The following is a 24,116-nucleotide window of genomic DNA, read 5'->3' as shown; positions in this document are numbered from 1 at the left end:
GTCTGCTTTTTGAACAACGTCTCCCGGTACGGCATGCACGTCGCCCCTGCGCAGCGGTTCGTCCGGCCAGAGACGACGGTCACACGGTTCAAACGACGTGGAAATGGAGAGGTGACCTGCTGTGAAGGGGAAGGGTCTACGGGCGCTCGGCATGCTGTGCGCGCTCGTCGCTGTGCTGCTCGCATGGGCTGCGCCAGCACCGGCGTGGGCTGCGGAGCCCGTTGCAAGGATCGGCGATACGGATTATCAGAGTTTTGCGGAGGCTGCAAAAGCGGTTCAGGACGGTCAGACGATTGAGCTGCTCCAGGATTGCGACTCTGAGCTCACCGCCGCCTGGGCAATCAATAAGAACGTAACGATTACGGGCAACCATACGGTAACGTTCACCGAGTACTCATTTGGAATTACCGGTCAGCATGAGCTGAAGCTTGATGGCTGCAAGGTTGTCATCAACAATGCGAATAAGACTGCGTATTCGGATAATCCAGCAAATGCTGCGATCATGCTCGACAACGGGGCGACGATCACGCTCGATAATAAGGCTGAGCTCACGATAGATTCTGCTGCGGGAGACGGAATCGCAACCTGGGATACCGGTTCGGTTGCCGAAACTGTTAACGTGCTGAACGGCTCGTCGTATACGTGCATTAACTGCGCGAACGGTGGCGGCGTCGAAGATTACAACGCAGCTAGTCCCTATAACACGTTCAACATTTCAAACGACTCTGTCGTTAGCTTCAGGAACAATTATTCCGGAGTCATTGGAACCTGGAACGTGTACGTTACCTCTTCGAAGCTTGAAGTGCTCAATAGCAGGGGAAACGGATCAAACGGCTCGAACTACTACCTCGATAACGCGACGGTCACCTATAACGAAAACGGCGACCATGGTCTATCGACGGGTCATCTTGTCATAAAGAACCAATCCATAGTTACCGCTAATGGAAACGGTCGTACTGGTGTGAATGTCGGATCGGGCGACTTCTATCTTGATGGAACGTCGTCGTTGACCGCCAATACCAATGGAGCAAAGTACTGGGGCGCCGGCCTCAACCTGACCGCCAACGGGACGGGCGAGGTCGAGAGCGGAGCTGCGCTCACCCTGATCGGCAATGGCGGCGACGGCCTGGACAACCAGCGCACGACGGTGATGCACGACGGCGCGAAGGTGACGATCACCAACAACAGCGACGGAAGCGGCGGCGGAATCTACAACCCCGGCAACTTGACGCTCCCAAGCGATGCCCAGGTGTATAACAACCATGCCACGACGTCGGGCGACGATATCTACAGCACCGGTAGCATTACGTTCGGCCATGTTGGAAGTGGCTGGAAGCTTGACGGCGTTGATTGCGACGGCAACCCCGATGACTGCACCGACACCATCGACGGCTGGTTCATCGACGCTGCCGACGCCCGTTGGGAGGCGCACGCCGATACCTACGACGGTGTCCATGTCGAGAAGTACACCTTCGACGGCGACACGACTACGGTGACCGGCGCGCTTGCCCTCAAGGCGGCGCACGGGTTCGGCGTGGTGACGGTCGACCCGGCCGACATCACCATCTATATGGGCGGTACGGACGGCTACGAGGGCGTTTCGTCCAACGGTCAGATCACGGGCAGCAACTCGCTCCCCGAGCCGGGCTTCTACCTCGCGCTCCCTGACGATGTGAACGCGGCGCTCCGGGCTGCGGGCGCCGCCACCGATGGCGAGAACGCCGATCTTTCCCAATACCTCACCATCTATACGCACGGGTATGCCGGCGAGAACGGCGAGCTCCACTGGACGCTCGAGCCGTACGGCAAGACCTACTCCGGCGCGTACGGCCGCCATATCTACCGTATCGTGCCCGCGCCCACCGAGGGCCAGGAGGCCGTGCCCGTCCGTCTGGAGTTCACCGACGGCGAGGGCAACACCTCGACGAGCGATACCTTCGAGCCCAGCGAGAGCGGTACCCTGAACGAGCACTACACGATGCAGCTCTACACCGAGCTCGTCGATAAGAACCAGGTGGTCTTCGAGGTCGACGTCAACGGCCAGAAGTTCTACAACACCATGCAGCTCGAGACGGGCGACCTGAACGTCCGCTATGTGACGGGCGACCAGGCCGATGTGGTGACGGACATCCTCAACACGGTCGACGACCTCGCCGATGCCAAGGCGGAGAACGCCGGCAAGGCCTATGCGGTGGTGTCCCAGAACGCCCGCTACACCATCAACGAAAGCAACATCGACGTGACGGATTCCGCCGCGCCCTCGCTGCTGTTCGACAACGTGGTGAGCGACCACAACACCGAGGGTGCCGACGACTATGACCAGCAGCTCGCCAACCGCGCGGTCGACGTGATCGCCGATACGGGCACGACGTTCCAGAACCCCTGGTACGATGCGCGCTACCTCGATCTGGTGGATGCGAACAACGGCAACGCCTGGATCAGCTCGAGCGAGCCTGTGACGGTGTACTGGCCCTACCCTGTGGGAACGGATGAGAACACCGAGTTCCACCTCGTGCACTTCGAGGGGCTTGATCGCGAGATCGCCACTGGCGACGTCGAGGATAGCATCGCCTCCGCGAACGCCGTGCCGGTCGAGGTCGAGACCACCCCATACGGCATCAAGTTCGAGACGACCAGCTTCTCGCCGTTCGTCCTCATGTGGGAGGGCAAGGGCGAGCAGCCGAAGCCCGAAGAGCCTTCGAAGCCCGGTTCGGACGGCCTCGTCCAGACCGGAGACAACAGCTTGACGCTGATCGCGGGCATCGGCGCCGCGGGCGTCGCCTGCCTGGGCGCCGCCCTCGCGGTCAAGAGCAAGGGCAAGGAGTAGAAGCGCGTGGCGAGCCGGAGATCGGATATATCGCTGCGGGGCGTGAGCGAGCGTATCAACGGCCGCCATGCGTTCGTGCACGAGCGCGTGCTGGAGCTTATCGCGCGCGGTACCGCTGAGGACGGTTCGATCACCTTCCGCAAGGGAGAGCTCGCCGAGCGCCTGGGCTGCTGCGTCCGCACCCTCGACCACGCCCTCATGCGGTTGCGCCGCAATGGGTACGTGGTTTCCGAGCCATCGTTCGATGAGAACGGAGGCCAGCTGGGGAACGTGTACCGCGCGACGGAGCTTGGCCGTGAGCGCGCGGCTGCCCTGGGTGGCCGATATGGAGGCGCGCGCCTGTCGTAGGGCGCAGGCGCCAGCAAAAATGATAAAAACCAGCCTGTCTGGTTTTTATCACGTGCGCAATCGGGGCGGATCCGGCTGGGTCCGCCCCGTCGTCGTATGCGCGCGCTGCGTCGCTGTCGCACCCCCCCCGCCGCGCCCCCGCCGCGCCCCCGCCCTGCATGAAAATGGCTAGAACACCCATCTTTGGGTATACTGCTGCAGAACGTTCGCAGATGCACGGTTTGTCGGCACTCGGTTTCATGTGTATTGCGGGAATCGTTCGTCCCTGCACTGTTCATCTGTTATCCCGTACAATGAGCGTATATCAATCGCATTGCGCGCTCGAGCGCGTTACGCGCGCTCAGGATTCGCATATGAAGGGGGGACCTCGCCCATGGGCAACATGATCGAGATTCGCAACCTGAACAAGTACTTCGGTGACCTGCACGTCCTGAAGGACATCAACCTCACCGTCAGGGAAGGCGAGAAGCTCGTCATCATCGGCCCGTCCGGCTCCGGCAAGTCCACGCTCATCCGCTGCGTCGACTGGCTCGAGGAGCCCACCAGCGGCGAGGTGCTCATCGACGGCCAGCTCGTCACCAAGAAGAACCACCTCGAGATGGCGCGCAAGTACAGTTCGATGGTGTTCCAGCAGTTCAACCTGTACCCGAACATGACGGTGCTCGGCAACCTCACGCTCGCGCCCATCAAGCTGCAGAAGAAGAGCAAGGAGGAGGCCGTTCAGAACGCCCTCGCAGCGCTGCGCCGCGTCGGCCTCGAGCAGAAGGCGGGCGAGTACCCGCAGAACCTCTCCGGCGGCCAGCAGCAGCGCGTTGCCATCGCCCGCGCCATGTGCACCAAGCAGCCCATCATCCTCTTCGACGAGCCCACTTCGGCGCTCGACCCGGAGATGATTCAGGAGGTGCTCGACGTCATGATCGAGCTCGCGCAGGAGAACATCACCATGATCTGCGTGACGCACGAGATGAACTTCGCCAAGCAGGTCGCCGACCGCGTCATCTTCATGGACGACGGCCAGATCCTGGAGGAGGGCACCCCGGAGCACTTCTTCACCAACCCGCAGAACCCGCGCTGCCAGGACTTCCTCAACAAGATCCTGCACTAGCGCCGTTCGCGCGCCCGCCCGGGGCAGCGCCCGCGCACCCGCGCCGCGCCCCCGGTGGCGATAGTCCTGAAAGCGTCGTTTTGCCCACGTGGCACCCGATTCGGAAAGGGGTTCCATCATGTCCATCTCTCGTCGTAACTTCCTCAAGGTTTCCGGCGCTTCGGCCGCGGTGCTCGGCCTCGGCCTCGTTGGCTGCAGCGGCGGCGATGACGACGCCAGCAGCGCGTCGAAGCTCGAGGAGATCCGCGAGCGCGGCAAGCTCAACTGCGGCGTCAAGTCCGACGTCGTGGGCTACGGTTTCCTAAACACCGAGACGGGCGAGTACGAGGGCCTCGAGATCGACCTGTGCTACCAGATCGCCGCCGCCGTGCTCGACACCACCTACGAGGAGGCCAAGGAGCAGCAGCTCTGCAACTTCACCGTCGTGACGCCCAAGACGCGCGGCCCGGTGATCGATAACGGCCAGTGCGACATCGTGTGCGCCACCTACACCATCACCGAGGAGCGCCAGAAGGACTGGGACTTCTCCGAGCCCTACCGCACCGACTACGTGGGCATCATGGTGCTCAAGAACTCCGGCATCACCCAGATGAGCGACCTCGTGGGCAAGGTCATCGGCGTGTCGCAGGGCTCCACCACCAAGGAAGCCATCCTCGCCATGTTCCAGGAGCAGGGCATCGAGGGCGAGCCCGAGTTCAACGAGTACCCGGACTACCCGTCCATCAACTCCGCGCTCGAGAGCGGCAACATCGACGCGTTCGCCATGGACCGCTCCACGCTGAACACCTACATGAACGATCAGAAGCAGCTCGTGCAGCCCGAGATCGAGTTCGGCGCGCAGGAGTACGGCGTGGCCACCTACAAGGACTCCGACCTCTCGCAGGTGGTCGATGACACCGTGAACGAGCTGCTCGAGAACGGCTGGCTCGAGCAGGAGGCCGAGGACTGGAACCTCCTCTAACAGATTGGGAATCGCCGCGGCGGCGGGCGGGGCTCGTCGCCGCGGCGCGTGATCGTCCGGGGCGCGCACCCGGGCGATTTGCACGTTATGGCATAGGGAAGGAGCGGTATGCTCGACGGACTGCTTGACCCCCGGCGATGGCAGATCACCTTCGACTCGATGGGGAGTTTCTGGGAGGGGTTCGGCTTCACGCTGCAGGTTGTGGTGGCGGGCTTGGCGATCTCGCTGGTACTCGGCACCATCCTGGGCGTGTTCTCGACCACCCGCTCGCGCGTGTTGCGCGCCATAAGCCGCGTCTACGTCGAGTTCTTCCAGAACACCCCCTTGCCCGTGCAGGTGTTCTTCTACTACATGGCCGGTCCCCGCGTGCTCCAGGCCATCCTGAACACGCCGAGCCCGGTGCGCCTGTCGTCGTTCGCCATCGGCGCGGTGGGCGTGGGCCTCTACCACGCGGCGTACATCGCCGAGGTCATCCGCACGGGCATCGAGGCGGTGCCCCGCGGCCAGATGGAGGCGGCGCTCTCGCAGGGCTTCTCGCGCGTGCAGGCGTACCGCTACGTGATCCTGCCGCAGACCTTCAAGGTCATCCTGCCGCCGCTGTGCAACCATGCGCTCAACCTGGTGAAGAACACGTCGGTGCTCGCGCTCATCGCCGGCGGCGACCTCATGTACAACGCGGATAACTTCGTGTCCACCTACGGCTACCTGCAGGGATACATCATGGCGTGCGTGCTGTACTTCATCATCTGCTTCCCGCTTGCCATGCTCGTGCAGTGGCTCGAGAAGCGCTCCAAGGAGCGGCCGCGCGCGAAGGTGATCCCCGGCATCACGCCCGAGCCCGTGAAGGAGGCGTAGCGCATGGAGATCTTCACCCCCGCAAACGTCTCGTTCATCCTGGCCGGCTTCGCCAAGACCATCGAGATCTCGATCCTGGCCATCATCTGCTCGGTGGCGCTCGGCACGGTGCTCGCGCTCGTGAAGCAGTACTGCACGGGCAAGCTGAGCATCTTCAAGTGGCTCGTCTCGGCCTACATCGAGCTCTTCCGCTGCACGCCGAACCTGCTGTGGATCCTCTTCATCTACTTCACCGTCAAGGGCTCCGACATCTTCATTTCGGTGCTCGCGTTCACGCTGTTCACCTCCGCCGTCATGGCCGAGATCATCCGTGGCGGCCTGAACTCCATCCCCAAGAGCCAGTTCGAGGCCGCGCGCAGCCAGGGCTTCGGGTTCTTCGCGAGCATGTGGTACATCATCCTGCCGCAGACGTTCAAGACCATCATCCCGGCGCTCTTCAGCCAGTGCACAACGGTGATCAAGGACTCCTCGTACCTGGCGGGCATCAACGTCATGGAGTTCATGTTCTCGGCGAAGGTCGTCATGGGCTACACCACCGACCTCGGCCAGGTGCTGCTGCTGTACGGCTTCGTGTTCGCGCTGTACTTCATCCTGAACTTCGGCATCTCGCTCATCGTGCGCGCCTACCAGCGTCGCGTGGTGGCTGCGTAGGCATCGGTATTTCGTCGCGCGCTGCGGGCGCGGCGCGGGTATCCTGTTTGATAGCAGGAGCAAACCGGGTGGCGCCGCCGCCCGGCATCGAGGAGGCATCATGCGCATCATCACCATGCCGAGCATCAAGCACCGTTTCGAGAAGCGCGTCGCCGCGGAGGATGCCGCGCGCGCCGGGCAGCCGGTGGTGATCACCATCGCGCGCGATTTCGGCGCCGAGGGGCACGAGATTGGCAAGATGCTCGCCACCGAGCTGGGGATTCCCCTGTACGACAAGGAGCTCCTCGTGCGGTCGAGCCGTCGCGCGGGCGAGTCGATGGACCGCATCGCCGCCTACGACGAGCAGCTCGCGGCCGAGACCATGGCGTTCCTGCCCGACCGCATGGACGCGCGCAACGTGTCCGACAAGCTGTTCGAGAACATGGCGCAGGTGATCATCGACCTGGGCTCCACGGAGAGCTGCATCATCGAGGGGCGCCTCTCGGATTACCTGCTGCGCCACAACCCCAACCAGATCGCGGTGCTCGTGACCGCGCCGCTCGAGGCGCGCATCGAGATCGTGCGGTCGAAGCGCGGGCTCGACAAGCGCCAGGGCGCGAAGCTCGTCAAGGAGCAGCAACGTGCGCGCGAGCAGTTCTACAAGCGGTATTCCGCTGGCAAGTGGCGCATGGACATGGGCAAGGACCTCGTGGTGAACCGCGCCAAGCTGGGGCGCCAGGGCTGCGTGGACGTGATCGCGGCCGCCTACCGCGCCAAGGTGCGCGAGCTCGGCCTCTAGGTAAAATTACCCCAGGGGTTATTTTACATCGCTGTGCGACGGGGACGGCTCCGGGTGGTAACGCGCCCGGGGCCGTCCTTTTGCGTGCGCGTTGTTCGCGCCCCGCTCGCCGCCCGCACGATGTCGAAACCCCGGGGCATGTCGAAAAACCCCTGGGGTATTTTTACATGTAGAAAAACCCCTGGGGTTATTTTACATACGCGGCAGCAAAAACCCTCCCGCGCAGGTCGCACGGGAGGGTTCGGGCTCTCAGATGTCGAAAAACCCCTGGGGTAAATTTACATTACTCGCCCAGCAGCGTCTTCTTGATGGACGCGGCGGCCTTCTTGCCGGCGCCCATGGCCAGGATGACGGTCGCGGCACCGGTCACGATGTCGCCGCCGGCCCAGACCTTCGGGTTCGACGTGCGGCCATCGTCATCGGTCTCGATGAGGCCCCAACGGTTGAGCTCGACGTCGGCGCAGAGCTTCGCGAACGGGTTCGCGCGCGTGCCGATGGCCGTGACGGCCACGTCGCAGGGGATGGCGAACTCGGAGTCCGGCACGGGGATGGGGCGACGGCGGCCGCTCGCATCGGGCTCGCCGAGCTCCATGCGCTGCAGCTCGATGGTGGACACGAAGCCGTCCGGGCCGGGCAGGAAGCGCAGGGGGTTGCAGAGCTCGAGGATCTCGACGCCCTCCTCCTTGGCGTGGTGGATCTCGGCGCGGCGCGCGGGCATCTCGGCCTCGGTGCGGCGGTAGGCGAGCGTGACCTTCTCGGCGCCCAGGCGCAGGGCCGTGCGCGCGGCGTCCATGGCCACGTTGCCGCCGCCGAACACGACGACGTTCTTGCCGTGGCGGATGGGCGTGTCGTACTCGGGGAACTCGTACGCCTTCATGAGGTTCGTACGGGTGAGGTACTCGTTCGCGCAGTACACGCCGGGCAGGTTCTCGCCGTCGACATGCAGGAAGCGCGGCAGGCCGGCGCCGACGGCCAGGTAGAGCGCGTCGAAGCCCTCCTCGTTGAAGAGCTCCTCGGCGTCGAAAAGGCGGCCGGCCACCGAGTTGTACTCGAAGTGGACGCCCAGCTCCTCCAGGCCCTTGATCTCGCGCTTGACGATGTCCTTCGGCAGACGGAACTCGGGGATGCCGTAGGTGAGCACGCCGCCGCCGGTGAAGAACGCCTCGAAGACGGTGACGTCGAAGCCCTCGCGCGCGAGCTCGCCGGCGCAGGCGATGCCGGAGGGGCCGGAGCCCACGACGGCGACCTTGTGGCCGTTCGACGGCTTGCACTCGGGCGCCTCGCCCACCTCTTCGGCCATGTCGCCGAGCATGCGCTCGAGCTGGCCGATGGCGACGGGTTCGCCCTTCTTGCCGAGGATGCACTTGCCCTCGCACTGGTTCTCCTGCGGGCACACGCGGCCGCAGACGGACGGCAGCAGGTTATCGGCCTTGATGGTGGAAAGCGCGCCGGCCCAGTCCTCGGCGCGGATCTTCTCGATGAACTGGGGGATGTGCACGCCCACCGGGCAACCCTCCATGCAGAGGGGCTTCTTGCAGTCGAGGCAGCGGTTGGCCTCGGCGATGGCGTCGGCCTTCGTGTAGCCGGTGTCGACCGGACGGAAATCGCGGGCACGCTCCGCGGCCGGCTCCTCGTTCGCGGGCGTGCGCGGGGCGCCGATGTTCGGGCGATACTTTACTTCTGGCATGCGCAATCCTCCTCGTAATGCTTGATGGAAGCGGCCTCCTCGGCCTTGTAGCTGGCCTGACGGTGCGCGAGGTCGTCCCAGTCGACGAGGTTCGCATCGAAGTCAGGGCCGTCGACGCAGGCGAACTTGGTATCGCCGCCCACCTCGACGCGGCAGCATCCGCACATGCCGGTGCCGTCGACCATGATGGGGTTCAGGCTCGCGATGATGGGGATGTTGAACTCGCGGCAGGTGAGGGTCGAGAACTTCATCATGGGCACGGGGCCGACGCAGAAGCAGGTGTCGATGGCGTCCGTCTCGCACAGGCGGCGGAGCGGCAGGGTCACGACGCCCTTCTCGCCCATGGTGCCGTCGTCCGTGGTGACGAAGAGGTTCTCGAGGGGCAGCGCGGCGAACTGCTCGAAGAGGATGAGCAGGTCCTTGGTGCGGGCGCCCATGATGACGGATACCTTCTTGCCCTGCTCGCAGAGGGTGCGCGCGACCGGGTAGGCGATGGCCAGGCCCACGCCGCCGCCGATGACGGCCACGCGGTCGCCCTCGACCTCGGTCGGGCAGCCCAGGGGGCCGGTGATGTCGCGGATCTCGTCGCCTTCCTCGAGCTTGGAGAGGCACTCCGTGGTCTTGCCGACGACCATGAAGATGAACTCGATCCAGCCCTCCTCCGGGTTCCAGTTCGCGAACGTGAACGGTACGCGCTCGCCCGTCTCGTCGATGCGCACCATGAGGAACTGGCCGGCGTGCGCCTTCTTGGCCATCCTCGGGGCGTGGACGCGGAACTCGAAGACCTTCTCCGAGAACTGCGTCTTCTTCAGGATCTTGTACATACAACCCCTCTCTTTTAGCGGGCCGCGCGCTGCGTGGCGTGCGGTGCGCGAGACCCGGTGCAACCCATGGCGGCGCGCGTCCGTGCGATGCGTGCCGGCGCATACTGCTCCGATTATAGCAAGTTGCACCGGGCGCGACGCCGTGCTGAAGAGAGGGGATGGGTTGGTTGGGGACGTGTTCCTTTCAACCCATTCGGATGCCACGGCGATGCCGCGATCGCGCGAATGGGTTGAAAGGAACACGTCCCCAACCAACCCATCGCTAAGCCTGCTCGCCCTGCCCTCGCTCCTTCGGAACGTTCTGATTGACACAAAACATCAACTCTCCCGCCGCCCGTTGTGCGCCGCGCGCCGCTCGCGAACCTGCGTCCGAACTCGCCCCACGACCCCTCCAAGCTGCGTTTATTCTTGGCCGTACCAGCTGGAATTACGTCGTATCGGTTTAGCTTAGGAGGCGAACGGTATGGAAGCCGCTTCAAAAGCTCAGGAGAAAAAACCAAAGAAGTTCAGGCTCTGGCATGTGTACACCATCATCGCCGCCCTGCTGGTCGTCGTCACGATCCTCACGTGGATCGTGCCGTCTGGCCAATATGAGCGGACGGAGGTTGACGGACGCGAGGTGACCGTGGCCGGCACCTATACGCCTGTGGATAAGATCACGGTAGATGCCGACGGCAACGAGGTCGATCTGCGCCAGGGCGTCTTCGATCTGCTCATGGCTCCCACCGAGGGCATCCAGGGGGCGGTCGATGTCGTAGCGTTCGTCTTCATCGTGGGCGGTTCGTTCGGCATCATCACCAAGACGGGTGCCATCGAGGCGGGCATGAAGCGCCTTGTGGCGAAGCTCAAGGGAAATGACGTCCTCATCATTCCCATCTCGATGATTCTCTTCTCGCTTGGCGGCACGGCGTTCGGCATGTCCGAGGAGACGCTGCCCTTCTTCGCCATCTTCGTGCCCATCATGATCAGTATGGGCTTCGACACCTTTACCGCGTTCATGGTTTGCTTCTTGGGCCCGAACGTGGGCTATATGGCGGGTGTCATCAATCCGTTCAACACGCTCGTTGCCCAGGGCATCGTCGGCATCACCGGCAATCCCCAGCTGTGGCTCCGCTGCATTTATTGGGTCGTGCTCACCGCTGCCGCGATCTTCTTCGTCATGCGCTATGCGCTGCGTGTTCGCAAGAATCCTAAGAACTCGATCGTTTACGAGGAGGATTACCTGAAGCGTGCGGATAACGCTGCCGAGGGCGGGCTGGAGAACACCGCGTTTACCGGTCGCCAGAAGGGCGTGCTCGTCGTTTTCCTGGGTGGCATGATCCTCATGATCTGGGGCCTTATCACGCAGGGTTGGTACATGAACGAGCTTTCGGGAATCTACCTGGCCATGGGCATCCTTTCGGGTATCGTGGGCGGCCTTAACGAGCACCAGATCGCCGAGGAGTTCGTCCAGGGCATGAAGGACTTCGCGTACGCTGCGATCATCATCGGCCTCGCCCGCGCCGTGCTCGTGATCCTCGAGGGCGGCATGGTCATCGATACCGTGCTCTATGCGCTCGCGACCGCGCTTGCCGATGTTCCGCCGGCGGTGTACTCCGTGCTGCTGTATGTGTTCCTGGCGGTGCTCTCGCTGCTCGTGCCCAGCTCATCTGGCTTCGCCGCGCTCACCATGCCCATCATCGGGCCTTTGACCGAGCTCATGGGCCTGAACATCCAGGCCGCCGTTACCGGCGTCGATATGGCGAACAAGCTCGCGAACACGTTCAGCCCGATGTGCGGCGTCATGGTTGCAGGCCTTGCGATCTGCGGCGTGCCGATCGCCAAGTGGTGGAAAGGCAGCTGGCCGTTCGCGGTGTTCCTTGTGATTGCCGGCATTGCGTTCACGACCATTTCCGGTCTGGTCCCCGCGTAAGCGCGCCTGCTTGGTGACGGTTTCATTTCTAGATGCCGCTACCTACACGTGAGCGCTACGCATCCCCCGACTCACACAAGAAGAGAGGAGCCCCCATGTACGAGGGTTTGAATGTCCATACAGAGATAGGCCCCTTGAAGAAGGTAATGCTGCATCGCCCGGGTCTCGATATGCTGTACTTCGGCGATGAGGATTTTGACCGCGTGTGGTTCCACGATGCGCTCTACATCGAGGTTGCCCAGAAGGAGCATGACGCATTCGCGAATCTGCTGCGCTCCGAGGGTGCCGAGGTGCTGTATCTCGAGGACCTGCTGCGCGAGGCGCTCGACGCCGATCCCGACGCCCGCCGCGTCTTCACCGATGCCTATCTGGCCGAAAGCCGCCTGGCGGGTACGGAGTACATCGCCGCTGCGCGCGAGTTCCTTGACGCCATTCCCGATACGTCCGCATTCGTCGAGCGCGTGTTCCGCGGCATCCGCCGCCGCGAGGTCGACCTGCCCAAGGCGTCTGCGCAGACGCTCGTCGAGATGGCCGAAGCTGGTGGCGACGCCGATTCCCTCATCGACCCGCTGCCGAGTAGCTACTTTACGCGCGACGCGTTCGCCATCGTGGGCAACGGCGTCAACATGAGCCGCATGTACCACTACAACCGCAACCGCGAGACGCTCCTGGGTGACACCATCTTCACGTATCACCCCGAGTACAAGGATGTCCCGCGCTGGTACGACCGCAAGAGTGCTTTCCACACCGAGGGCGGTGACGTACTGAACTTCAGCCGCCATACGCTTGCTATCGGCCTGTCCGAGCGTACGGAGGCTGCAGCGATTGACCAGATGGCGCAGAACATGTTCTGGGGTTCCGAGGAGTGCGAGATCAAGGAGATTCTTGCCTTCAAGATTCCGAAGTCCTATGCGTTCATGCACCTCGACACCGTGTTCACCCAGATCGACGTCGACACGTTTACCGTGCATCCCAATATCCTCGGCAACCTGGTGGTCTATCGCTTGACTCCGGGCGCCAAGCCCGGCGAGGTGCACATCGAGGAGATTGACGACACGCTTGAGCATATCCTCGAAAAGGCGCTTGGCCTCGATGCCGTGAAGCTCATCGAGTGCGGCGGTGGCGACCCCGTTCTCGCGGCGCGCGAGCAGTGGAACGACGGCTCGAACACCCTGTGCGTGAAGCCGGGCGTCGTATGCGTGTACGACCGCAATGTGGTGACGAACGACCTTCTGTACAAGAACGGTATCAAGCTGCTTACCGTTCCCTCGGCTGAGCTCTCGCGTGGTCGTGGCGGCCCGCGCTGCATGAGCATGCCGTTCTGGCGCGAGGAGCTCTAAGCGCGCGGACGTGCAATGGGTTGGACGGAACACGTCCCCGTCCAACCCATCCCTGGCGTCCCGCTGCACCGCCCAAGTGCAAGGGCATGCCCAAGTGCAAGGGCACGGTAAGCGCTTCGTCCTTGCGGCCAGGGCGATTCGGGACGACTGGGGAAGTACATCGGAGCCAGGAGAGCGATGGAGAAGGAGGTGCTTCGTATGATGAGCATGCGGGGGTTGAACGTTCATAGCGAGATCGGCCCGCTGCGGCGGGTGGTGCTCCACCGGCTAGGCAAGGAACTTGTGAACTTTCGCGTTGAGGACTTCGATCGTGTGTGGAGCCACGGGGCGTTCTTCCTTGAACGCGCCCAACAGGAGCACGAGGTGTTCGCCCATCTGCTGCAGAACGAGGGCGTTGAGGTGCTCTATCTTGAGGACCTTGTGGTCGAGGCGCTCGATGCGGTGCCCGGGGCGCGTCAGGCGTTCATGGAGCAGGCGATGCGCGAAAGCATGATCGCGAGCCCGGCATGGCGCGCTGTCGTACGGGAACGACTTGATGCGATTACGGATACACGGGAGTTCGTGCGAGCGTTCATAACCGGGTTCCCATACCGCGCCGTTGAGCCGCCCGCCTCGAGTGAGCTCACGCTTGCGGATCTCGAGGCGACGCACGATCCAGCCGAGCCATTGCTCATACCGCTTCCAGGACTCCAGTTCTCGCGGGATCCGCTCGCGACGGTAGGGCACGGCGTGCTGCTCAACCACATGTGCAAGCCGCAGCGCAACCGCGAGGTCATTCTCTATGAGACGATCTTCCGCTACCACCCAGATTACGCGGAGGCTCCCATTTGGTACGAGCATGAGTGGCCGTATCATATCGAGGGCGGAGACGTGCTCAACATCGACGCGCATACGCTGGCCATCGGCCTCTCAGATCGTACCGAGCCCGGTGCCATCGACCGCCTTGCGCAGAGCCTGTTCTGGGGAGATGAGGCCTCCGAGATCGAGTCAATCTATGCTTTCGCCATACCGCATGCGTACGCGCTCATGCATCTCGACACCGTGTTTACGCAGGTCGATGTCGACGCCTTCACCGTCTACCCTGGCATCTACCAAACGCTTCGCGTCTACCGTCTCACGCGCGGGGCGAAACCGGGGAACGTGCGGATCGAGCGGCTCGACGGCTCGCTTGCCGAAACGCTCGCTGTCATGACAGGGCAGAGCACGGTGCGGCTCATCGAGGTTGCAGGCGGTGATCCCATCGAGGCGTCGCGCGAGCAATGGAACGACGGCTCGAACACGCTCGCCGTCGCGCCCGGTGTTGTGTGCGTCTACGAGCGCAATGTGATCACGAACGATGTGCTCGACAAGGCGGGCTTCCGCCTGCTCGTCGTTCCCTCGGAGGAGCTATCACTCGGACGCGGCGGTCCGCGCTGCATGAGCATGCCGTTCTGGCGCGACGAGCTGTGACGGCAAGGCGTGATGGCGCCTTTGTACCGGGCGCGCAGCAACAGGATGTATGTATTAAAGAAAGGAACTGAACATGGGCATCAACCTCAGCGGTAGGAGCTTTCTGAAGCTCTTCGACTACACTCCCGAGGAGATCGAGTATCTGCTCGACCTCGCGGTGGACTTCAAGCGCATGAAGCGCTCAGGCGTGCCGCATCGCTACCTTGAAGGCAAGAACATCGTGCTGCTCTTCGAGAAGACCTCCACGCGCACCCGTTGCGCCTTCGAGGTGGGCGGCATGGACCTGGGAATGGGCGTGACGTATCTGGAGCCGGGAAGCTCGCAGATGGGCAAGAAGGAGTCCATCGAGGACACCGCCCGCGTACTCGGTCGCATGTACGATGGCATCGAATATCGCGGCTATGGGCAGGAGCTCGTGGAGGAGCTTGCGGCAAATGCGGGCGTGCCGGTCTGGAACGGTCTGACCACCGAGTTCCATCCTACGCAGGCGCTTGCTGACGTCATGACCATGCGCGAGGAGTTCGGCCACGATCTTTCCGGCCGCAAGCTCGTCTTTATGGGGCAGGTAGGCAACACGGCGGATTCGCTTGCCGTGATCTGCGCCAAGCTGGGTATCGATTTCGTGCAGTGCGGCCCGCAGGGCGACGTCGAGGGCAACCGCACATACAAGCCCGAGGTGTGGGAGAAGTGCCTCGAGGCGGCGGCGGAGTCTGGAGCGCACCTGAGTGTGACCGAGGATGTCGCGGAGGCAGTTACGGGTGCGGACGCCATCTACACCGACGTGTGGGTGGGTATGGGCCAGCCCGATGAGCTGTGGGAGAGCCGCATCAAGCTCATGTCGCCGTATCGCGTGACGTCCGAGGTCATGGCGCTCGCCAAGCCAACGGCGATCTTCATGCACTGCCTGCCAAGCTTCCACGACACCAACACCACCATCGGCGCGGACATCGCCAAGAAGTTCGGCGTCACCGAGATGGAGGTCACTGACGAGGTGTTCGAATCCAAGCAGTCCCGCGTGTTCCAAGAGGCCGAGAACCGTATGCACACCATCAAGGCTGTCATGTACGCGACGCTGAAATAAAGCATTTGGTTCAAATGATGGGCGGGGAGTTGGCAATGCCGGCTCCCCGCTTCGTGTTCAAAAGAAACGTAGAGACACCTGGATCGCTCCTTGTGATAACGCGCGCGGCATTGGGCGCCCTATGCTTCTCCCATATCATGGCCCGCTTGGAACCAAACGACCACGCCCAGGATTCGGACGCGCCTCTGGTCGACGACGATGTCGGGAGTCTGCACGGTAAAGGAGTGACAGGAGAGCGCAGCCATGCCCTTGGCCTGCGCGAATCGACGCACCAAGACGGTGCGGGCATCGAGAGCGGCGACGACGCAGCATCCGTTCCACGGGCGCAGGTTTGGATCCACGAGCAGTAGGCTTCCGCTGGGAAACACGCGGTTTAGCTCGCCCGCAGGTGCGGGGAAGAACGCAGCATGAGGATGCCGTGCGGCGATGTCGGGCGGTGCATACGCGTGCCCGCGCGCGACGATCGAGGTGCCCGATGGGGCGGGAACGATCTTATATACCGGAAATGACTGCGCTGGGAGATGAGGATGGTGCTCGCCAGCACGTTCTGCATCGGATGGGGGGGGGGGTTGTCATGGAGGTTGTTGGAGGGTAGCGGGAGGTCGCGTCTGCTGGCAAGGCCGCCGGAGCTGCTGAGGATATCATCCGGTACGATATCGAAGATGCGGACGAGCTGGTCCACATGGCGCTTCCGAATGGTGGTGGCATCGCGCTCCCAGCGACAGACCGTTTCCTTTGTCACGCCGAGCTTTTGGGCAAATTGCGCCTGGGTGAGCCCTGCGCGCTGTCTGAGTTCCCGGATGTTCTCCCCGATACTCATTGCTTTACGCCGTACCTCTGCGCAGGGGCATGCAGAGACTGCTCGGCCCGCCGAACCCCGAGACAAGCTCATCGACGGGGGCGATGAGGATATCGACGCCCGCCCGGTAGAGCGCTTCTGCGGTGCGTGGATTCCCCTGGCAGGCGCATACTTTTCCCGGTGCCAGGGTGAGCACGGAGGACGCGCCGTTCGCAGCTTCTTGTTCTGCCGCTTGTCCGCGTGCAGAGCCTCCGCACGGGACAAATGAAACTGGTATGCCTAAAGCATGCTCGATTGCTTTAGCAAGGTTATCCTGGCGTTCGATGCAGATGGATTCTTGCTTTCCCGGAGTGATGCGATACACCTCCGGTTGTTCGAGTAGGAGCGGATCGGCGAGGAGCAGGCCGTGGTCCACCTTGCTCAGAAACGCATCGAGATGGAGGCGTCGCCCCTCACAATCCGGGAGCGCAATAGCGACGATTTCGCGTATAGGTGATTCGGCGAAGAGCAACCGCGCGAGGTGGTCTACAGCGGCGGCCTCGGCGCGCTGTGAGATGCCGATGGCGACCGAGCCAGCGCTGAGGTTCATGATGTTGCCACCCTCGATATGGAACGAACTCGTTTCGCGATGCCATACGGTGCTTGAGGAGAAGAGGGGGTGATGTCCGAAGATTGTACGGTAGATGAGAGCCTCGCGCGCGCGGTCCGACCAGTACATGTTGCAGAGCACGACGCCATCTTCAACGACCACGGCGGGATCGCGTGTGAAGAACAGCATGTTCATAGGGCCTGCGAGCAGGGAATCTCCGTCGTATTCCTCTCTGCGCAGGTGAGCGAGCGGCTCGAGGTGATAGTTTGGAATACCCGCATCGCGGCATCGGATGCCCTCGATTGCGATTCGCGCGAGACCGCTTGTCGTGCTTCGGGACTCCAGCACGGAGCGAATTGCCGCTTGGAGCTCGTCGCCTTTCGTGCCGGTTTGGGCTATGAACGAGTCCACGAACGAGGCTCGAAGCATCTCGTCGGTTTCGAGTGCCTCTGCGAGTAGGTCTTCGACCTCAAGCACCTCGATGCCCTCGTGCCTCAGCAGGGCTGTAAAGCCGTCGTGCTCCTCCAGTGCCTTTTCGAAATCGAGCTGTTGCTTGCCTTGCGCAGCGCGGAGATAGAAGATCTGGTCAAAATTCACCGCGGCGAACTCGCGCATCTCATTGCCTGGGCGATGGACGATGACGCTTTGCAGGGGTTCTACTTCGTCCTCAATATGGAAGCGCAGGGAATGAGATGACATGGCAGATCCTTTTTTGCGAACGGGCATTCCGCCCGAATGGGTACTGCCATTGCATTGTATCTGGGATATTGTTCGTACGTTTTGGACGACGGTGAGTTGACGTTATATGTCAATTTGAAGCAACGGGAGTGGCTAGAGATGGGTTGGTTGGGGACGTGTTCCTTTCAACCCATTCGTGCGATCGCACCGTCGCCGTGGCATCCGAATGGGTTGAAAGGAACACGTCCCCAACCAACCCATTCGGATGCTAGTGCTTTCCGTTCTGCGCGGCGGCGCCGTTCACGTGGTCGCGGGCGTAGATGACGCCGCTCGTGAGCGCGAGCTCGCAGGCGTCGGCCGCGCGCATGACGGTGTCGGCGAACGCATCGGCCTCCTTGCCGCGCAGCTGCTTGAGCACGAAGTCCGCCGTGGGCATCTTGCCCGGGGGCTCGCCGATCCCGAAGCGGATGCGGTTGAAATCGCGGCTGCACAGCTTGTCGATGATGGAGCGCAGGCCGTTGTGCCCCGCGTGGCCGCCGCCCACCTTCACGCGCACGTCGCCCTCGGGGATGTCGAGCTCATCATGCACGACGAGCAGCTCCTCCGGCGCCACGCCGTATTCGCGGCAGAGCTTGGAGATGGGGCCGCCGCTCGTGTTCATGAAGCTCTGCGGCTTCACGAGCACGACCTCGCGCACGCCGCCCTCCGCCTCGGCGTCGCGGACGCGCGTGACGGCGACCTCGGCGCCGAGCTGGTTCTTCCAATAGGAAACGCCCGCGCGCCGCGCGAGCTCGTCGACGGTTTGGAAGCCGGCGTTGTGGCGCGTGCTCGCGTACTCGTCACCGGGGTTTCCCAGCCCGGCGACCATGCGGATCGGTTTCGGTTGCGGTTGGGCCATTCGACTCCTCCAAAGCGCTCCGTGAGAGCTTTTTGTGCTGAAGCATCGTTCCGTTTCGGACAAATTATCGCCCAAACGGGCATTTCGGTCGTTGATGTAGGACATGTCCGCCGAATGTCCTAAATCGCGTGGCCGCCTTGGAGCGTTTTGATTAGGGACAGGGTGCGCAATCTAGAGTACATCTGGCACAAAACCTTGCACGAATCTGACACGAATCTGGCACGCGAAACAGAATGAAAACGAACAAAACCCCAGCGTAGACAGGGTGTTTTGGATGTGATAGCGTCTCGGCATGGGGACGTTAGTGCTATCACATATTCCGTCATTGCGGGCGATCCGCGCAGCGCGGCGCACGCGCGACAGGCTGCTGTGGGACGCGGTCGGTCGTGTCGAGCAACGGCAGGCCATTGCGCGCTGCGTGCCCAACGCCGACCAGATCGACTTTGACGAGCTCGTCCGTTTGGGCGCATGGGAGCCCGGGGAGGGTGAGCTGCTCCACGTGCTCGTGGGGGAGGCCTCGGCGCGTCGCGACCGGAAGCCCATCGCCTGCCATGTCGTCTCCGCGACGCTGCCCGCCGGGGCGCTGATGCGCGTCTCGCTCGGGGTCTACGCGGAGTCGCCCGCCTTCGCGGCGCTCCAATATTCCCGCGGCCGCTCCCTGGGCGAGGTGGTCGCGCTGCTCATGGAACTGCTCGGGACGTACTCCCTGCCCGATGAGGCGACGTTGCCCATCTCGTGGGGCGGCGTGTGGCCGGACGAGCGCGACCGCGAGGACGTGCAGCAAGTGCACTATCGATGCGAGCCGGCGGTTACGATGGCGGAGCTCAAGGCGATGGCGCGCTGGGCAAAGAGCAGCCACTTTGCCACGTTTCGAGCTGCGGTGCGCATCGCAGCCCCGGGGTCGGCTTCGCCAGCGGAGACCGTGATGTTCGGCGTGCTTGGAGGCCCGATGCGGGTCGGGGGCTTCGCATGCGCCGGCCTGCCCAAGGGCGGGATGCTGCTCAATTACCGCTTGAACTTCGACGCGAACGCCGTGCGCATGGCGTCGAACGTCCCGTACGCCGTATGCGACGCGTACATCCCTGCAGCTAAGCTTGATTTGGAATACAACGGCGCCGGCCACGAGGAGGAGAACGCGCGCATCCACGATGGCCAGCGCAACAACGGGCTCAAAGGCATGGGCGTAACTGTGCTCGTTATCAACCGCGACCAGATGCGCGATATCGTCGCGCTGGAAGCTATAGCGCGGTCGATCTACAAGGCGGCGAAGAGGCGGTTCCGCTATTACGCGGACGGATACCGCAAGCTCCAGGGGGCATGGCTCAACGAATTGCGCAAAGGCGTCGGATTGCCCCCGGCGTAACGCGGTTTGCAGGCGCGCGCAGCCTTGCTGCGGAAGTTTTGATGCCGTCTTTGGCAAAAAGTGGTGATGGAATTCAGATATGCACGATTGGGAACGGTGTCGGACGGCTTGCGAGGCGGAAATGAACCCTTGTCCAATATGGCGCGCGACAAAATCCTGGGGTTTTGTTTGTCCGAGGGCGTTGGCCGAGGCGACTGGAGCGCCTGAACCACGCGAATCGGGTTCTGCGGGCTTAGCCAATCGTGCATATCCGAATTCCACCACCACTTTTTGCGCCTGAAAACGAAAAACCGGGCTGCGGCGGAGCCGCAGCCCGGTTCAGGCAAGCCGAAGGCGCTTCCCGGCGCGCCAGCGCGCTCGATTACAGCGCGAAATCGCCGCCGACGAGCTCGGAAACAGAGTTCTCGTAGTACACGGCGTCGATGGCGTCGGCGAACTCGTTCGCGACCGTGATGGTCTTGATCTTGCCGCCCACCTCGACGGGGATGGAGTCGGTGACCACGCACTCGACGATCGGCGCGTCGTTCAGGCGCTCGATGGCGGGGCCGGAGAAGATGCCGTGCGTGGCGCACACGTAGATGTCGCCGGCGCCCATCTTCTTGAGCTCGCGCACGCTCGCGCACAGCGTGCCCGCCGTGTCGATCATGTCGTCATTGATGATGCAGGTCTTGCCCTTGATGTCGCCGATGATGCCCATGACCTCGGCGGCGTTGTGGCGCGGGCGCCCCTTGTGCGCGATGGCGAGCGAGCAATCGAGCATGTCCGAGAGCTTCTTGGCGGCCTTGGCGCGGCCGACGTCGGGCGACACCACGACGAGGTTCTCGGTGTCGAAGCCCATGGCGTTGTAGTAATCGCCGAAGAGCGGCAGCGCGGAGAGGTGGTTCACGGGGATGTCGAAGAAGCCCTGGATCTGGCCCTGGTGCAAGTCGAGCGTGATCACGCGGTCCACGCCGGCGCGCTCGAGCAGGTTCGCCACGAGGCGCGCGGTGATGGGCTCGCGCGGCGCGGCCTTGCGGTCCTGGCGGGCGTAGCCGTAGTGCGTGATGACGGCGGTGATGGTGCGGGCGGAGGCGCGCTTGGCGGCATCGGTCGCGATGAGCAGCTCCATGAGGGCATCGTTCACGTTGCCGGAGATGGACTGGACGAAGAACACGTCCGCGCCGCGCACGGTCTCATCGAAGCGCGCGTAGATCTCGCCGTTGGCGAACTTCTCGAGCGCAAGGCCGGAGAGCTCGACCCCGAGGATCTGGGCGATCTTCTCTGCGAGCGGTCGGTTCGCGGTTCCCGAGTAGAGGCGAAGCGTCTTCACCATCTGCAGGGATTTCGTCGGGTCGTTGGTCGGCATGTTACCTCTCCTTAATGCAAGCTGCCTTGTGCCTCGATGCCTCTACTCGCGCGCGCGTTTGCGCTCGGAATAGCCTTCTATGATGCGCTGCTCGGTGCGCTCCACAGCGAGCGCGCCGTCAGGGACATCCTCCGTGATGGTGCCGCCGGCACCGGTTACCGCGTGCGACCCGATGTTCACGGGCGCGACCATCATGGTGTCCGACCCGATGAACGTGTCGTCGCCGATGGTGGTGGGGTGCTTGTGCACGCCGTCGTAATTGCAGGTGATGGAGCCCGCGCCGATGTTCACGCGCGCGCCCATGGTGGTGTCTCCGATATAGGAGAGGTGCGGCACCTTCGAGCCCTCGCCGATGGTGGATTTCTTGATCTCGACGTGCGTGCCGATGTGCGCGCCGTCGAGGATGTGCGTGCCGGGGCGCAGGTAGGCGCGCGGCCCCACGGTGATGTCGTTCTCGAGCACCACGTCGATGCCGACCGTCTCGTCGATGGAGCAGCGGTCGCCCGCGCGCACGTTCGTGAGGCGCGTGTTGGGGCCGAGCACGCAGTCCTCGCCCACGTGGCAGCGGCCGATGAGGTGCGTCTGCGGCCAGACGATGGTGTCACGGCCGATGGTCGCGTCCGGACCGATCCAGGCCTGCGTGGGATCGATGAAGGTGACGCCCTCCGCCATGAGGCGGTCGTTGATGCGGTCGCGCGCGATGGCCGTGAGCTCGGCGAGCTGGGCGCGGCTGTTCACGCCGAGGCCGTCGCGGTAGTCGTCGCAGCAGAACGACGAGACGCGCTGGCCCGCCTCGCGCAGGATGCCGAGCATGTCGGGCAGGTAGTACTCGCCCTGGGCGTTGTCGCAGCCGACCTCGCCGATATGCAGGGCGAGCTGCTCGCCGTCGAAGGCGTAGCAGCCGGCGTTGCACTCCGCGATGGCCGCCTCCTCGGCGGTGCAGTCCTTCTGCTCCACGATGCGCAGGAGCGCGCCGTCCTCGTCGAGGACGATGCGGCCGTAGCCCTGCGGGACGGGCGGCATGAAGGAGAGGACGGCCGCCGCGAGGCCGCTCGCGGTGATGGTCTCGGCGAAGTCACGGATGGTCTCGGGCTGGATGAGCGGCAGGTCGCCGTTGAGCACGACGACGGGGCCGTCGCCGACGCCGCAGGCCTCGATGGCCACGCGCACGGCATGCGCGGTGCCCAGGCGCTCGGCCTGCTCGACGCAGTCGACGGGCGCGGGGGAATCCTCGTAGGTGCGGTCGATGATGGCGCGCACCTCGTCGGCGTGGCTCCCCACGACGACCACGACGCGCTCGCAGCCGGCGGCGAGCGCCGCGTCGACGACCCAGCAGATCATGGGCTTTCCCAGGATGGCATGCGCGACCTTCGCATGGTTGGACTTCATACGGGTGCCCTCGCCGGCGGCGAGGATGATGGCAGTTGCGTTCATGGGTGCTCCCGTTCGCTTGGAGTGGCTCGGCGGGCGCGGCGGCGCGTGGGGCGTCGGGGCCGGTCGAGCTCCTTACCGTTCCGATAATAACCCAGCATCAGGTTCTCTGGGATGCCATATGCATAAAGGCGAGGTAAACGTCACAGCGAATACGCAGAGCGTGCGATACACTTGCAGTCGCCCGGCACCGCGCGACGTCGTGCCGGCGCTGGCCCGGCAGGCGAGCGAACGGAGCGGGTGCGTGGCGGCGCGCGTGCGACATACGGCATTCGACACGGCGCACCCGGCGGTGGCCGCGCTGTACCTGGCGTTCACGCTCGGGCTCACGATGGCCTCGCTGCAGCCGGTGCTCGTGGCGATCTCCCTCGCGGGCGGCTTCGCGTACTCGGTATGCGCGGACGGCCTGTGCGCGAGCCTGGCGCGCCTACGGTGGCAGCTGCCGCTCGTGCTGGTCATCGCCGTGCTCAATCCGGTGTTCTCGGCCTCGGGCTCGACCGAGCTGCTGCGCATCGGCGGGCGCGCGGTGTACCTCGAGAGCCTGGCCTACGGCTGCACGATGGGTGCCCTGTTCGTGGCGAGCGCGCTGTGGTTCCAGGCGGCGGCGACGCTGCTGCCGTTCGAGAAGTGCATGGCGCTGCTGGGCAACGCGGTGCCGGTGGTGTCGCTCATGATCTCGCAGAGCATGCGGCTCATCCCGCGCTTCGTGCGGCAGGGGAGGCAGATCGCGCTCGTGCAGGACGCCGCCACGCTCCCGGGCAGGCGCGCCGCGGACGCCGTGCGCGGTCGGCTGCGGCTCTCGTCGGTGCTCATGGGCTGGACGATGGAGGACGCGCTCGAGACGGCGGACGCGATGCGGGCCCGGGGCTGGGGCGCCGCGCGCCGGCGGACGACGTACGCGCGCTACCGGTTTACCGGGGCGGACGCGGCGGCGCTCGTCGCGATCGCGCTCGGCGGCTGCCTGTGCGCAGTCATCTCCATCGCGGCGACCGGGCAATACGAGTTCTATCCCACCATGTCACGGCTCGTCGCGTGGTGGGGGTATGTTCCCTATGCGGTTTGGATGTTCGTTCCCACGGCGCTCCACGCGCTTGAGGTGATGAGGTTTCGATGAGCGAAGCGGTGGTTGGTGCGATGAGGCGGACGGGTGCCGAGGGCGCGGCGCGCGCGGCGGGCGACGCGGCGCGGGCGGCTG

The 24,116-nt window shown here is 63.8% G+C and carries 21 protein-coding genes; 13 read left to right on the top strand and 8 right to left on the bottom strand.

Annotation, left to right across the window (positions count from 1 at the left end):
• Positions 1-121: 121 nt before the first annotated feature.
• The 7 genes from BN423_RS09535 to BN423_RS09505 all read left to right on the top strand — a co-directional run bounded on the left by BN423_RS09535 (position 122) and on the right by BN423_RS09505 (position 7,525).
• Positions 122-2,827, top strand: coding sequence for an autotransporter outer membrane beta-barrel domain-containing protein (locus BN423_RS09535; RefSeq protein WP_232385564.1), 2,706 nt, complete (start codon positions 122-124; stop codon positions 2,825-2,827).
• Between the two features lie 6 nt (positions 2,828-2,833).
• A complete protein-coding gene (locus BN423_RS09530) occupies positions 2,834-3,175 on the top strand; it encodes a hypothetical protein (protein ID WP_019240022.1) in 342 nt (113 codons plus the stop codon).
• Between the two features lie 373 nt (positions 3,176-3,548).
• Entirely contained in the window at positions 3,549-4,280 is a 732-nt protein-coding gene (locus BN423_RS09525; protein ID WP_019240021.1) for an amino acid ABC transporter ATP-binding protein, read from the top strand.
• A gap of 118 nt (positions 4,281-4,398) precedes the next feature.
• The gene (locus BN423_RS09520; RefSeq protein WP_019240020.1) at positions 4,399-5,241 is read left to right on the top strand and encodes a substrate-binding domain-containing protein; all 843 of its coding nucleotides are present in this window, start codon (positions 4,399-4,401) and stop codon (positions 5,239-5,241) included.
• A gap of 108 nt (positions 5,242-5,349) precedes the next feature.
• Complete coding sequence (locus BN423_RS09515; RefSeq protein ID WP_019240019.1) at positions 5,350-6,096, top strand: amino acid ABC transporter permease; 747 nt, start codon at positions 5,350-5,352, stop codon at positions 6,094-6,096.
• A 3-nt stretch (positions 6,097-6,099) separates the two neighbouring features.
• On the top strand, positions 6,100-6,747 hold the full coding sequence (locus BN423_RS09510) for an amino acid ABC transporter permease (RefSeq protein WP_019240018.1): 648 nt from the start codon (positions 6,100-6,102) through the stop codon (positions 6,745-6,747).
• 100 nt (positions 6,748-6,847) lie between these two features.
• Positions 6,848-7,525: a cytidylate kinase-like family protein gene (locus BN423_RS09505; protein WP_019240017.1), complete on the top strand. Its 678-nt coding sequence runs from the start codon at positions 6,848-6,850 to the stop codon at positions 7,523-7,525.
• Between the two features lie 283 nt (positions 7,526-7,808).
• Here BN423_RS09505 and gltA read toward each other — a convergent pair whose 3' ends face one another.
• Both gltA and BN423_RS09495 read right to left on the bottom strand, forming a co-directional pair.
• Entirely contained in the window at positions 7,809-9,212 is a 1,404-nt protein-coding gene (gltA, locus tag BN423_RS09500; protein ID WP_019240016.1) for an NADPH-dependent glutamate synthase, read from the bottom strand.
• Positions 9,200-10,036, bottom strand: coding sequence for a sulfide/dihydroorotate dehydrogenase-like FAD/NAD-binding protein (locus BN423_RS09495; RefSeq protein ID WP_019240015.1), 837 nt, complete (start codon positions 10,034-10,036; stop codon positions 9,200-9,202). Before BN423_RS09495 ends, gltA begins: the two co-directional genes overlap by 13 nt.
• 463 nt (positions 10,037-10,499) lie before the next feature.
• Between BN423_RS09495 and BN423_RS09490 the strand changes: the two genes are divergently transcribed.
• The 4 genes from BN423_RS09490 (at position 10,500) to argF (ending at position 15,818) form a co-directional block, all read left to right on the top strand.
• A complete protein-coding gene (locus tag BN423_RS09490) occupies positions 10,500-11,948 on the top strand; it encodes a YfcC family protein (protein ID WP_232385563.1) in 1,449 nt (482 codons plus the stop codon).
• A gap of 95 nt (positions 11,949-12,043) precedes the next feature.
• Positions 12,044-13,288: an arginine deiminase gene (locus tag BN423_RS09485; RefSeq protein WP_026089074.1), complete on the top strand. Its 1,245-nt coding sequence runs from the start codon at positions 12,044-12,046 to the stop codon at positions 13,286-13,288.
• 177 nt (positions 13,289-13,465) lie between these two features.
• The gene (locus BN423_RS09480) at positions 13,466-14,737 is read left to right on the top strand and encodes an arginine deiminase (RefSeq protein WP_019240012.1); all 1,272 of its coding nucleotides are present in this window, start codon (positions 13,466-13,468) and stop codon (positions 14,735-14,737) included.
• Between the two features lie 73 nt (positions 14,738-14,810).
• Positions 14,811-15,818 carry an ornithine carbamoyltransferase gene (argF, locus tag BN423_RS09475; protein WP_019240011.1) on the top strand — a complete coding sequence of 336 codons (1,008 nt, stop codon included), beginning with the start codon at positions 14,811-14,813 and terminating at the stop codon, positions 15,816-15,818.
• 119 nt (positions 15,819-15,937) lie between these two features.
• Here argF and BN423_RS11945 read toward each other — a convergent pair whose 3' ends face one another.
• The 4 genes from BN423_RS11945 to pth all read right to left on the bottom strand — a co-directional run bounded on the left by BN423_RS11945 (position 15,938) and on the right by pth (position 18,782).
• The gene (locus BN423_RS11945; RefSeq protein ID WP_222859237.1) at positions 15,938-16,159 is read right to left on the bottom strand and encodes a hypothetical protein; all 222 of its coding nucleotides are present in this window, start codon (positions 16,157-16,159) and stop codon (positions 15,938-15,940) included.
• A 32-nt stretch (positions 16,160-16,191) separates the two neighbouring features.
• Complete coding sequence (locus tag BN423_RS10900; protein WP_019240009.1) at positions 16,192-16,638, bottom strand: helix-turn-helix transcriptional regulator; 447 nt, start codon at positions 16,636-16,638, stop codon at positions 16,192-16,194.
• 4 nt (positions 16,639-16,642) lie between these two features.
• The gene (locus tag BN423_RS09460) at positions 16,643-17,905 is read right to left on the bottom strand and encodes an arginine deiminase family protein (RefSeq protein WP_019240008.1); all 1,263 of its coding nucleotides are present in this window, start codon (positions 17,903-17,905) and stop codon (positions 16,643-16,645) included.
• Positions 17,906-18,152: 247 nt separating this feature from the next.
• Positions 18,153-18,782 carry an aminoacyl-tRNA hydrolase gene (gene pth / locus BN423_RS09455; protein WP_026089072.1) on the bottom strand — a complete coding sequence of 210 codons (630 nt, stop codon included), beginning with the start codon at positions 18,780-18,782 and terminating at the stop codon, positions 18,153-18,155.
• A gap of 304 nt (positions 18,783-19,086) precedes the next feature.
• Between pth and BN423_RS09450 the strand changes: the two genes are divergently transcribed.
• Positions 19,087-20,145, top strand: coding sequence for an endonuclease domain-containing protein (locus BN423_RS09450; protein WP_232385562.1), 1,059 nt, complete (start codon positions 19,087-19,089; stop codon positions 20,143-20,145).
• A gap of 361 nt (positions 20,146-20,506) precedes the next feature.
• On the opposite strand, the gene BN423_RS09445 is transcribed toward BN423_RS09450, so the two are convergent.
• On the bottom strand, positions 20,507-21,490 hold the full coding sequence (locus BN423_RS09445) for a ribose-phosphate diphosphokinase (RefSeq protein WP_019240005.1): 984 nt from the start codon (positions 21,488-21,490) through the stop codon (positions 20,507-20,509).
• Positions 21,491-21,532: 42 nt separating this feature from the next.
• Positions 21,533-22,924, bottom strand: coding sequence for a bifunctional UDP-N-acetylglucosamine diphosphorylase/glucosamine-1-phosphate N-acetyltransferase GlmU (glmU, locus tag BN423_RS09440; RefSeq protein ID WP_019240004.1), 1,392 nt, complete (start codon positions 22,922-22,924; stop codon positions 21,533-21,535).
• A 253-nt stretch (positions 22,925-23,177) separates the two neighbouring features.
• Between glmU and BN423_RS09435 the strand changes: the two genes are divergently transcribed.
• Positions 23,178-24,035, top strand: a complete 858-nt coding sequence (locus BN423_RS09435) for an energy-coupling factor transporter transmembrane component T (protein ID WP_232385561.1) — start codon at positions 23,178-23,180, stop codon at positions 24,033-24,035.
• The last annotated feature ends 81 nt before the right edge of the window (positions 24,036-24,116 follow it).

Source organism: Enorma timonensis (genome assembly GCF_000321165.1).
Taxonomy (GTDB): Bacteria; Actinomycetota; Coriobacteriia; order Coriobacteriales; family Coriobacteriaceae; genus Enorma.
This window is presented reverse-complemented; position numbering and strand designations above follow the sequence as displayed.

Coding starts and splice junctions, on each gene's coding strand:
- BN423_RS09525 (WP_019240021.1), top strand. CDS start 3,549: ATGGGCAACATGATCGAGATTCGCAACCTGAACAAGTACTTCGGTGAC.
- BN423_RS09520 (WP_019240020.1), top strand. CDS start 4,399: ATGTCCATCTCTCGTCGTAACTTCCTCAAGGTTTCCGGCGCTTCGGCC.
- BN423_RS09515 (WP_019240019.1), top strand. CDS start 5,350: ATGCTCGACGGACTGCTTGACCCCCGGCGATGGCAGATCACCTTCGAC.
- BN423_RS09510 (WP_019240018.1), top strand. CDS start 6,100: ATGGAGATCTTCACCCCCGCAAACGTCTCGTTCATCCTGGCCGGCTTC.
- BN423_RS09505 (WP_019240017.1), top strand. CDS start 6,848: ATGCGCATCATCACCATGCCGAGCATCAAGCACCGTTTCGAGAAGCGC.
- gltA (WP_019240016.1), bottom strand. CDS start 9,212: ATGCCAGAAGTAAAGTATCGCCCGAACATCGGCGCCCCGCGCACGCCC.
- BN423_RS09495 (WP_019240015.1), bottom strand. CDS start 10,036: ATGTACAAGATCCTGAAGAAGACGCAGTTCTCGGAGAAGGTCTTCGAG.
- BN423_RS09490 (WP_232385563.1), top strand. CDS start 10,500: ATGGAAGCCGCTTCAAAAGCTCAGGAGAAAAAACCAAAGAAGTTCAGG.
- BN423_RS09485 (WP_026089074.1), top strand. CDS start 12,044: ATGTACGAGGGTTTGAATGTCCATACAGAGATAGGCCCCTTGAAGAAG.
- BN423_RS09480 (WP_019240012.1), top strand. CDS start 13,466: ATGGAGAAGGAGGTGCTTCGTATGATGAGCATGCGGGGGTTGAACGTT.
- argF (WP_019240011.1), top strand. CDS start 14,811: ATGGGCATCAACCTCAGCGGTAGGAGCTTTCTGAAGCTCTTCGACTAC.
- BN423_RS10900 (WP_019240009.1), bottom strand. CDS start 16,638: ATGAGTATCGGGGAGAACATCCGGGAACTCAGACAGCGCGCAGGGCTC.
- BN423_RS09460 (WP_019240008.1), bottom strand. CDS start 17,905: ATGTCATCTCATTCCCTGCGCTTCCATATTGAGGACGAAGTAGAACCC.
- pth (WP_026089072.1), bottom strand. CDS start 18,782: ATGGCCCAACCGCAACCGAAACCGATCCGCATGGTCGCCGGGCTGGGA.
- BN423_RS09445 (WP_019240005.1), bottom strand. CDS start 21,490: ATGCCGACCAACGACCCGACGAAATCCCTGCAGATGGTGAAGACGCTT.
- glmU (WP_019240004.1), bottom strand. CDS start 22,924: ATGAACGCAACTGCCATCATCCTCGCCGCCGGCGAGGGCACCCGTATG.